The sequence below is a fragment of the Deltaproteobacteria bacterium genome, from assembly GCA_019309045.1.
Taxonomy (GTDB): Bacteria; Desulfobacterota; Syntrophobacteria; order BM002; family BM002; genus JAFDGZ01.
Genome location: JAFDGZ010000108.1, coordinates 1 through 10,502, shown reverse-complemented (window position 1 = coordinate 10,502; position 10,502 = coordinate 1). Strand labels below are relative to the sequence as shown.

Sequence of the window (10,502 nt, the reverse complement as noted above, 5' to 3'; positions counted from 1 at the left end):
TCTGTATTGAGTTCAGCCATTGACTTGAACTGAATTATGACTGCCGAACATGCCCCAGCCGAGGGTGGGGCAGGCAAATGACCGGCGTACGTCTCTGCCTGAGCTATGAAGTCGGCCTGTAGAGCCTCTATTTGCTTATCATCGATCAGGGCTATGTCTGCCGCCTGCACAATGTGGTCGACACCCACCACCTGGAGCACATGCCTGGCATAATCAAAAGGCTGGTGGGCAGTCTGCCATTCCTGGTAGGAGAGAATGTGGAGTTCCTCTTTGAGAGGGTCTGGCAGCTGCTCCAACCCACCTGCGCCATGGAGATTTTCCCTGGGTATGATTACTGTTTTGCAGCCTGCATCACAGGCTGTCTCCAGTTTGACATCCAGGCCACCCACGGCAGTGATCCTTCCCTGGGTGTCTATTTCACCTGTCACGGCCACATCGCGGCGGATCTTTTTGCCAGCAAGCAGAGAGGAGAGGGCGAGGGCAATGGCGCTCCCAGCCGAAGGCCCGTCTTTAGGTGTAGAGCCTCCCATGAAGTGAAGGTGGATCGGCTCCTTCAAGTGGCCAATATCGATGCCCAGCTCCTCGGCACGACTCAAGATCCCAGTGGTTGCTACTTTGCGGCTTTCGTCCATGACCTTTTCAATGTTGCCAGTAGCATGCACCAGGCTCAAAGGCCCTCGCCACTGCTGTCCCTGCTCAGAGGCTGCCCGAATGGGAGTTGCCTGAATTGGAATGATGGTGCCAACACCTCTCTCCAGATTCACACCCAGGGCCAGCACCTCGCCAATGCGATCCTCATCGTTTATCTGTCTGGGCCGCAGCGGTTCCTCCAGGAGAGCCTTGATTTTCTGCCGGGTAATCTGGACGCTCTTTTTGCCTCCGGCGAGAATTTCCTTGCGCTGCAACCGGAGGAACAGGGTGCGGATTGTCCTTTCCAGCTGTCTGACTCCCGCTTCGTAAGTGTAGTTCTTGATGAGATACTTGAGCAGCTCTTGTTCCTGCTCCTTGGCGAAATAAATTTCAGCCTCGGAGATCTTGTGCTTGGAGCGAATCCGCTGGATCAAGAACTGTCTGGCAATGGCGACCTTCTCTTCCACACCGTAGCGATTGAGAAAGACTACCTCGCAGCGATCTGCCACCGGAGCTGGCACCGTTTCCAGGGTGTTGGCGGTGAGAATGAAGTGGCAGTTGGAAATATCTATGTCCACGGTAGTCTGGGTGTACTTGTCGTGAAAGAGATGGTTCTGTTCAGGGTCCAGTATTTCCAGCAGGGTGGCAATAGCGAATTTTTCGGTCTTGTCAGCCTCATCCAGAATGAACATGCCATTCATTGCCCCCATTTTTATCAATCCCTGAACAATGGCGCCCGGCTTGGAGCCCTCGTAGGTGAAGCCGTGCCCCCTGAGGTCGGCCTCGTCGCGCATGCCTCCCAATGAGAACTTGTGGTAGGGGATGCCCAGGTTCTGAGCTATGGAGATGGCCAGGGAGGTCTTGCCCACACCAGGGGGGCCCACAAAGAGGAAGGCGCTTCCCATGCGGTGCCATGATTGGACTTCGCTCTGCCGGAATGAGCGATAGCGCCAGATGAGATTGGTGAAAAAATCGCAGACAATCTCTTTGGGGCGCTTGAGGCCATAGTGGCTTTCATTGAGGCCTTTCTCGAACTGCTCCGGCGAGACTTCAATCTTGTGTATCTTGCCCCAGGGCACGGCCAGCAAGGTTTCAATGAGTTCGCTATACTTTGCCCCACTGTGTCCTACTGCATTGAGTTTGTTTTTTTCTATGAGCGCAAGTACTTGTGGCGGAAATCTGGGGTTTTCCTTTGCCTCCTCGATACGATCCTTGAGGCTCTTTTGTTTGGGGGCTTCAATCATTGTTTTGGCAGGTTTTCTAACATCCCCCTCAACCGCCTCTGGGAAGAATTGTTTCTCGTCATGCACTGCAGCTGCAGCTGACAGGAAAAGCTCGAATAGCTCATCAGTCCTCTTTTCCTCGAGACTCTTCTCGGGCAGACCGAGCTCCTGAAAGATAGACACCATGCCCCAGCGCTCTTTGAAGGTGTTGAAAAGATCTCGAGCCTGTTCCTTGTCCTTGTGAGCTAGCGGAGGGAAAATTGCCACGATTTTGTGGAGGAAAGAAGACCTGGTTCCAAGAGAGAAAGAGGTGTCTCGGCTTCTTCTGTAACATTCACCGAGCACCTTGGCTCCGACTTCTCGGTCAAGACGCGAATAGATTTTCTGAAATAGAGAAGCAGGCAGGTCGCTGACGCTCTTGATCAGTTCATCCAGGATGCGGCTTATGGCAGCATCTGGTGACTGCTGTCGTTCTCCTCTGTCCAGGAGGGAAAGATAGAATTCACCCTCTATGCCGTTCATTTCGTCTGCCAGGGCCTGGCGCAGCATGTTGTAGAAGGTGGGATCAGTTGAGCGTCGAGCCATAGCAAAATCCATATCTGCATGGACGATCTCTTTTTCACCGTGGTCTGGATAGAGCATATGCTCGATGTCGTGACGCAGTACAAACTCCACAAAGGCAAGCATCTTGCGTTCTTCCAGTGTACCATCCCCGAGCCTTGCCTCAGGGTCACTGGGAATGACAAAGGCAAGATAGTCGAAAATGCTCTCGTGAATTGCCAGTTGCCAATTGGCGTTTTCTTTGAAGATCATGCTGACCAGCTGCACCCGTCCCTGTTCGTCCTCGAAGCGACGAATGGTCAGACGATCCAGGAGCCTGGCGATGACAATGGAATCCGTACCCCTCCTTTTCTTGAAGTAGGGCATCACCCTTGCTTCGACTATGCTGGAGAGAATGTGGCCGATTCTCTTGACTGTTTCGTCGTCAGGGAAGGGCAGGGTAGCAAGAATCCGGCGATCAAACTGCATGGTCAGCATGAACATCCTCCACAGGATAGCGCCTGGGCGGTGCAGCAGCCCGCTGGGCGAAAACAGTTCGAGAGCAGAACCCCTGGTTTGCCAAAGGACCGTTTGTGCCAGACTATTGGCTGGCCCAGTTTTTTGCAGAGCCCCCAGCATTCAGGCTGGAAACCACCGAGGCAATTACTGTTACATAGCTATTGTCTCACATTTGGCCATTGAAAAGGAATTGTTTTGAAAGTGGCGAATTGAGGGTGTGCTCTCGAAGTGACTTGGCCGGTCGTTTCATGGATGCCAGCCTGGCGGTATCTGGAAACCCTGCTCTTTTACTTTCTTATTTATCTCAGCTGTTGTCAGGGGCGGCTGCGGCTGGAAGAATTTCGGCCACTCCTCGCGAGTATTCCAGTCGGCGGCGAGGACCATGTTGACAAACATATGGGCCCAGTCTACCTGTGGGGGGTTGGGCCAGTTTGCCAGATCTAGCCAGAACTGCTCTTTTTCTGCTGGTGCCAGGGAGTTATAGAACATACTCTGATTCTTGAAGGTACGCAGGAAATGGGGCTTGTAGGGCTTTCTAGCTCGCATCACCTGCCAGCGGAAGGTGGCGAACAGACAGCGGGCGTTCAGCAGGTCCGCTGCCATTATATCCAGCCCAATAGGGCTGTAAGTGGCCAGATACTTGCGGAACCTCAGTTCTTCGCCGCCGTATGCTTTGGAGACCACAACAGCTCGGGCTGGTACGGGCCGGCGGACCATTTGCAGGCCGTGAGAGGCAACAAAACGTTTTACTACCTCGTCAACCATTTTCGGCGACGGGGTGAAGTAGCTGAGGCGCACGGCATCCTGGTTTTCGTCTGCCACATTGATGTAATAGCCTGTAACACACTGGAGCCATTGTTCACTGTAAACCAGAGAACGGATAGCATCGACAGCCTCATAGTAGCCGAGATATTTCTTTGAGTTGGCAGTTTTCAGATAAAATCTGCCAAAAAGATCTGTGTTTCGCAATTCGCTGAAGTGCATATTAAGATAAGAAATCTTCTTGTTGTGTCGGCAAATCGTTAGACAGCAAACTGTGAGTCTGTAGAAGTTATATTTTCTGGCCCTCGTGAGCAGTATTTTCCTGCAAAGGTCAGCCTGCCAGAATGTCTTTGAAAGTACCTTGCAGCAAGATCTCGCAGGCCTGAAAATTAACTTTGACATGGAATCCAGAGCCTGTCAAACCAAAATCAACCCAGAGAGCTTAGCTCCAGGATGCGTCGGCAGCGCTGCAAGCAGCGTCAGTTTCTTTACACATATTTTGTGTGGTCGACAAGGATCAACTGCCATGCTCAAACAAATGCCCCTTGTGGCTCAGGAGGCCATTGATTTCCTGGTAGCCTTGCAGTGGTCCACAGCAGCCTCTTTTATGCCCTGTGAAGTTGTAGTTGGCCTCGGAACAAGATCGATACCTTCGGCGAATGAAAGATCGCTTTCTCTAGGATAGTTAATCAGGACCGCTTTCGCCTCAGTGAGTTTGTCACCTGACCCAAAGCCATTTTATTTTCCCAGATTGTGGTATGCAGCTGGGCCTGGAAAACTGCAACCATGCGAGGAGCACCCTGCCCTTGGGGGGCAGTGAATTGTCGGGGGCTTGCCAGGCTAACTTTCTGGACAGTCAGGATTGACTGGGCCTCGTCGACAGGGCCATAGTGGTGCCTTTGCCTTCCACCCCCTTGAGGGGTGAATTCATGCGATAACGTTCAGCCCAATATTGCCAGGAACAGTGGCAATAAATACGGACTTCATCAAGCAAATATATGCTGAACGTGTGAATGGCCTCGGAAATGCGAAGTCCGAGCTGAGCGCACTACTGGTTTGATTGTTTCAGAACCTGATCACCGGGCGATGCTTTGCCTACCTGTTCAGTCGGCGTCTCAAACCTGCGAGTCCGATCATGCCCGTGCCAACCAGGAGCATTGTGGTTGGTTCTGGTACAGGCGCAGATTCAGGAACAGGATCGTGGACGTCGTCGAGCAAGAGGACTGATCTATATTGCTTGCCCCATTTGTGGTTCTTGGAGAGAAAAATAATCTTGCCGCTGCCAGTTTCGGGGAATTGGTACGTGAAATCTTGCCAGCCAGTGTCCCCATAGTCACCTACAAGTATAATGTCAGCCAGCCTGTGCTTGTAGAGTATTTTATTCTCGCTGTCTTTAATTATCAGCATGGCTCTGTCGTTTCGTCTCCACTTCCTGTGCAAATCCATAGCAAGGAATGCCCAGGAAAACTTCAAGACATCTCCTTTCTCCCACGAGATTTCCTGCCGAATGAATGAGTCAGCTGTAAGACTGGCAAAATAAGAGCCTTCTGTGGGAAGATATTCAGTGCCATCATAGGCAGTTGCCTTGGTAACAACATTGGCATGCTTTCCCCTCACGTCCCAGGCTGTAAAATTTCCGTCTTCAAAGCCGCCATTTGGTACAATGAAGGTAGCATTAGCGCTGCCAGTTGCGACAAGGCAGACGGCCATTAATAATAATGTACTTAACAATAACTTTCTCACACCCGTAACCTCCTTATTGTGAACTTGAGATATTTTTCTAACCGCACAGATTTAGAGCAAAAATAGTGCCGCAAGATAAAAAGATAATATGTTTTGCAATTATTCTTTTATTTACGGGAGGTTAGCTAGAAAATAGGCAAGAAAACAATACAGTCTGATGGCCGCATTTATGTAAAACTTTACCATTTTATGAAAATAATTACCCTTTGAGAGGAAAATAGAATACTCCTCTTTTCAGGGTCGCGAGTGCATTCTCAATTACCTGCAACAGGTGACCTTCTTGATGAGATAGAGAAAAACAAAAAGAAACTCCCAGGGGCGGGGGGCGTGCCCAGGGAGTTTCTCTGTAACCGAGAAAGGATTTGAAAAGGGGAAAAAGGGGTACTTTTTGCTTTTACTATATTAGTAGCCTCGAAATGAATTTTGTTTCAAAGAAAAAAAATGCCCGGTGAGCGCTTCGGTGCCGCATCATTCTATCATGGCCATCCGCACTGGAGTGTACGCCCCGCCACATGCGGCTTTTTTCGGAAAACCGTCCCCGGCCTGAAGGTTCAGGCGTGTTTTGCCAAAACCTGCCCGACATCTCCTGGTTTGCTGTCAGCTGGCAGTCTCCCAGCCAGAAGCCTCTGTTCATATGTTGCTCTGGTGGTGCGAAAAAAAATTCCGAGGGGAATGCGCTCACCTTCATCATAGGCCCATTCTCTTGCTCTGCGAAAGGCAGCTTCCCTGTCCGCCAGATTGTGTTGTTCTTCTGTCAGTTCATAGACCCGTTCATTATAGTAGTCGTAAGTATTGTAAAAGGTGAAGCAGGGCTGCAGCACATCGACAAAGGCAAAGCCGGTATGGTTTATGGCGGCCTTGAGGATGGCCCGCAGATGCTTCATTCTGCCCGAGTACCCTCTGGCAACAAAGGTGGCGCCGGCTGACAGCATGAGTTCAATGGGATTCAAGGGCTCCTCAACGCTGCCGCCAGGCGTGGAACGGCCTTTGAAGCCGCTGGGACTGGTGGGTGTGAACTGGCCGGTGGTCAGTCCATAGACCCGGTTGTTGTGTACAATAAAAGTCAGATCAATGTTCCTTTTAGCGCTAAAGATAAGGTGCTCGATTCCCTCGCCATAAGCGTCGCCATCACCGGCATGACCAATAACGGTCAGGGCCGGGTTGGCGAGTTTGATGCCGCTGATGGCTGGCGCCACTCTGCCATGAATGGAGTAGAAGCTGTTCACGTTGACATAATCGACAATCTTGGCGTGACAGCCTATACCCGAGGCCATGACCACCTTGCTAAGATCGAGGCCTTCCTGGGCAAGCTCAGCCAGGACCTTCTTGACAGCGGTGAGGATGGCGAAATTACCGCATCCAGGGCACCAGGTATTCACTGCATATGTTCCCAGCTCTCTGGTTGTCGTCATTGAAGAACCTCCCTTATTCTCTCTGCGAGCTGATCCACCGTAAAGGGGCGGCCATCGAAGCGCAGGACCAGGTGGTCAATATTGAAACCATGGGCCCTGAGCAGCTGCGCCAGCTGGCCGGTAGTGTTGAGCTCTACTGCAATGATTTTTTCAGCCCCTGCAAGAGACGATTTCAAGGGTTCAATGGGAAAAGGCTCCAGCACCAGCGGCTGCACCACTCGCAATCCCAATTCTTCTGCCACTTCCACGCAACTGCCCTTGGTTGAACCCCAGCAGAGGATGACGGTGTCGGCGGCTGAATTGCCGTAGGTTTTTACCTGTTGCTGTTGCGCCAGCTCCTTCAGCAGGGCCTCCTTTTTCCGCAAACGCTTCTGCTGCATGCTGACGATCTGCTCAGGCTCTTCAGTGGTTATGCCATATTCATCGTGTTCGTAAGAAGTCACCTTGACGACCGCCCCTGGATTTCCTGGATATGCCAGGGGAGAGATGCCGTCAGGGGTCTGCCGGTAACGTTTGTATTCCCCCTGGCCATCCCAGAGAAGAGGTTCAAAGGGTTCGACCTGGTCTATGTCAGCAGCAAAACTGAAAATGCTCTCACTCAGGTGTTTGTCGGAGAGAATAAACGTGGGAATCTGGAACTGCCAGGCAAGGTTCAGGGCAAGGCCTGATAGATGAAAGGCTTCTTCTGCATCTCCCGGCGCCAGGACTACTCTGGCAAACTCACCGTGGCCGGCATGAATGACAAAGAAGAGATCAGCCTGCATGCTGTAGGTGGGGACCCCGGTGCTGGGGCCGGGTCTCTGACATTCTGCAAAGACAATGGGGAATTCCCCCTGGCCGGCCAGACTCAAAGCCTCTGTCATCAGGGCAAATCCACCGCCGGATGTGCCCACCATGGTCCTGGCGCCGGCATACGCCGCGCCGAGCGCCATGAGGGCAACACCGATTTCGCTTTCAGGGTGCACTGTGACCACTGCCAGTTCCTGCTCATGAGCTGCCAGGTAATGGAGAATGCCGGAGGCAGGGGTCATGGGGTAGGCAATGTACATGTCGAGCCCAGCCTGCACCGCCCCCAGAGCAATGGCTTCGTTGCCGGTTACTAGAGGTAGTGGTTCCTGGTCGAGGTGCGGTACAAGGCGCAGGGGCTCTCCTGCCTTGTCAAAGGCCTGCCGGGCTATCTCGAGGTTGAGGTCCACAGCCTTTTCAATGGTGTCTGTCAGCACTTTTTCCAGAACTGCCCAATCGATTCCCAGCACTTTTGTCAGGGCCCCGATGGCAGCCGTGTTTTTCATGATGGGGATTCCCTCGAGTTCCTTGACAATGCTGCTGAAGGGTATGCCAATCCCGGGACCCTCAGCCACATCGGCATCGTAGATAATGATGCCCTCTGGCAGCAGCCGCATCTGATGTTTGGAGATGGTGTTCTGATCCAGGGCTACGACAACATCGACCTCTTCCTTGTGGGCTAGAGGTTTTTTTTCTGCAGCCCTGGTGATGGAGAAGTTGTGGCCGCCGCGGATCAAAGAGGGGTAGTCGTCGTAGAAGAATATTCGATAGCCCAACCTGTTGAAAAGCCTTGCAATGGTGTAACCGGCCTGCCCAACCTGTTGAAAAGCCTTGCAATGGTGTAACCGGCCTGCCTGATGCCGTCTCCAGCCTTGCCTCCAATCAGTATAGATATTTCTTTCAAGGTGATCCTCCTCTGTTTGCTCAACGGATGACGCCTTTATTCATATGAACAGGCCAGAAAATACTGATTTTATCTCGCATCCCGGCCATGCCAATTCTCAAAAGCAATGGGGGACTCTATAATTAAGTATATCTGTTTATGACTGGATGGTCGAGCAGACATGAAATAAATCACTTCAAACAATTCGTGACGATTAATGTATTCTCTATGGCAGTGTCACTCATGCCAGAATTCAGAAGTCAACGGCATGCCGGCAATCTTCCTAGATTGAGGACCTTTCTGTACTTCGCGCAGCTCGTCTTCAATGACCGGCATTATTCATAAAGAAACGACCTCCTGCAAGGCGGTGATGCCATGTTCTCAACTCCACATTCCGCGTTCCCCGTTCCGCACACTGCTTTCGCGTTCCCCATTCCGCATCTTTTTCCAGTATTTCGAGTTGAAGTTGTACAGATTCAGGGAATAGTATGGGGAAGATGGCAGCGGGGGAGTCAGAAAGAAGGCCCAGGGAGTTTCAGCACGGAAAGCGAGGTCGAAATATCATGCAAAAGCAGACTATCCAGACAACAGTCGGCATTTTTGTAATCATAGGGCTGCTATTCGTTGGCTATATGATGGTTCAACTTGGTGAGGTTTCTATCATCGGCGACGATTCTTACCCGCTCTTTGCAAGATTTTCTTCTGTGTCCGGCTTGCAAGAGGGCAGCGCTGTGGAAATGATGGGAATCAAAATTGGCCAGGTGGAACAACTCACCATAGATCAGGAAGACAAGACGGCGGTGGTGGAATTACAGATTAAAAAAGGCATAAAGATCCTGGAGGATGCTACCGCTGCCATCGTCACAGCCGGCCTGATTGGCGAAAAGTTTATCAAAATCGACGCGGGAGACCACGGCGAAGTCCTGCAGCCAGGGGCAACCATTGCTGAGACAGAATCGACGGTGGAGAAGCTTCCCCTCGACAAACTGGTAAAGCAAGCGCTGCGTGCTGCAGAAGCAGTGGATCTTCTGGTGCGGTCCCCTGAACTCATGGGAGCGATCAGGGCCCTTGGAAAAACTATGAGCGACGCCCAGATGCTGGTGCGAAACGTGGACAGGCGGGTCTTGCCGCTGGCAGCCAGCATTGAGACAGCTGTGAGGGACGCAGGCGGCCTAGTTCGTAATATAGATAGGCAGGTCAGGCCGCTGGCAGCCACTATTGAAGTAGCCGTGAAACACGCACATAAACTGGTGCAAAATGTGGATGATCAGATCGTGCCGCTGGCGGCAGATCTAGACGACATGGCCATAGCGGTTCGCCATGCCTCTGAACAGGCCGAAAAGACGTTTTTCTCTGTTGAACAAACCGTAGAAGGGAATTCACGCCTTGGATACGTACTCACTGAAGCGCTTGGTGACCTGTCCGCTGCCTCGCGTTCCATCCGTGCTCTCACTGAGTATCTGGAGCGCCACCCGGAGGCCGTACTCTTTGGCAAACGTTGATAGCATGCGGGGTGATCCTGTGTAACCAATCATTCTGCTGCAAAGGCCCTTGACAGTTAATATGCACAACAGCGAGTGTTTGATGACAAAATAAAAGTGCACCTCATAACCAGTATTGTCAACCAAGCGTGACAGGGGATTGCAGACACGGCAACGCTTTGGTAGCCGCAGGCTTTAGACTGCGTTGTCCTGTGTTGTTATCTATTTCGGCAAGCAATTGCGTTATGGTGCCATTGTAGTACTGGCCGCTGGCTCAGCCTTCAGGTCAGCCGCCAGCAATCGGCTGGTGAAGGGGTGTACTTTTATTTTGTCATCAACCTGGACAACAGAGAGTTGCTAGAATTGAATCATGCTTCTCACTAATTAAGATGTTACCCGGGTCTTTGTGGTGAAGAGCACGAAGGTGTGCCTGGTGGTGTGTTCATGAAATATCAAGGATCAAGGGTGGCGCCAGCTATGGGCTGAAAGCGCCCATTACAGCTAACTTTCTTATTACTTGTTT

5 protein-coding genes and 1 pseudogene are annotated in these 10,502 nt (G+C 51.7%); 1 reads left to right on the top strand and 5 read right to left on the bottom strand.

Going from position 1 to position 10,502, the window contains the following annotated elements:
• The 5 genes and pseudogenes from JRI89_15595 to JRI89_15575 form a co-directional block, all read right to left on the bottom strand.
• Positions 1–2,891: AAA family ATPase (locus JRI89_15595; GenBank protein MBW2072662.1), on the bottom strand; the 2,891-nt coding region annotated here is incomplete at its 3' end.
• Between the two features lie 267 nt (positions 2,892–3,158).
• Positions 3,159–3,896, bottom strand: coding sequence for a hypothetical protein (locus JRI89_15590; protein ID MBW2072661.1), 738 nt, complete (start codon positions 3,894–3,896; stop codon positions 3,159–3,161).
• Between the two features lie 873 nt (positions 3,897–4,769).
• Positions 4,770–5,120: a PEP-CTERM sorting domain-containing protein gene (locus JRI89_15585; GenBank protein ID MBW2072660.1), complete on the bottom strand. Its 351-nt coding sequence runs from the start codon at positions 5,118–5,120 to the stop codon at positions 4,770–4,772.
• Between the two features lie 848 nt (positions 5,121–5,968).
• Positions 5,969–6,829 (bottom strand): 2-oxoacid:ferredoxin oxidoreductase subunit beta, encoded by an 861-nt coding sequence (locus JRI89_15580; GenBank protein ID MBW2072659.1) that lies wholly within the window; start codon positions 6,827–6,829, stop codon positions 5,969–5,971.
• Positions 6,826–8,519, bottom strand: a pseudogene (locus JRI89_15575) (2-oxoacid:acceptor oxidoreductase subunit alpha). Before JRI89_15575 ends, JRI89_15580 begins: the two are co-directional and overlap by 4 nt.
• Before the next feature lie 542 nt (positions 8,520–9,061).
• Here JRI89_15575 and JRI89_15570 point away from each other — a divergent pair.
• Positions 9,062–10,000 carry an MCE family protein gene (locus tag JRI89_15570; protein ID MBW2072658.1) on the top strand — a complete coding sequence of 313 codons (939 nt, stop codon included), beginning with the start codon at positions 9,062–9,064 and terminating at the stop codon, positions 9,998–10,000.
• The last annotated feature ends 502 nt before the right edge of the window (positions 10,001–10,502 follow it).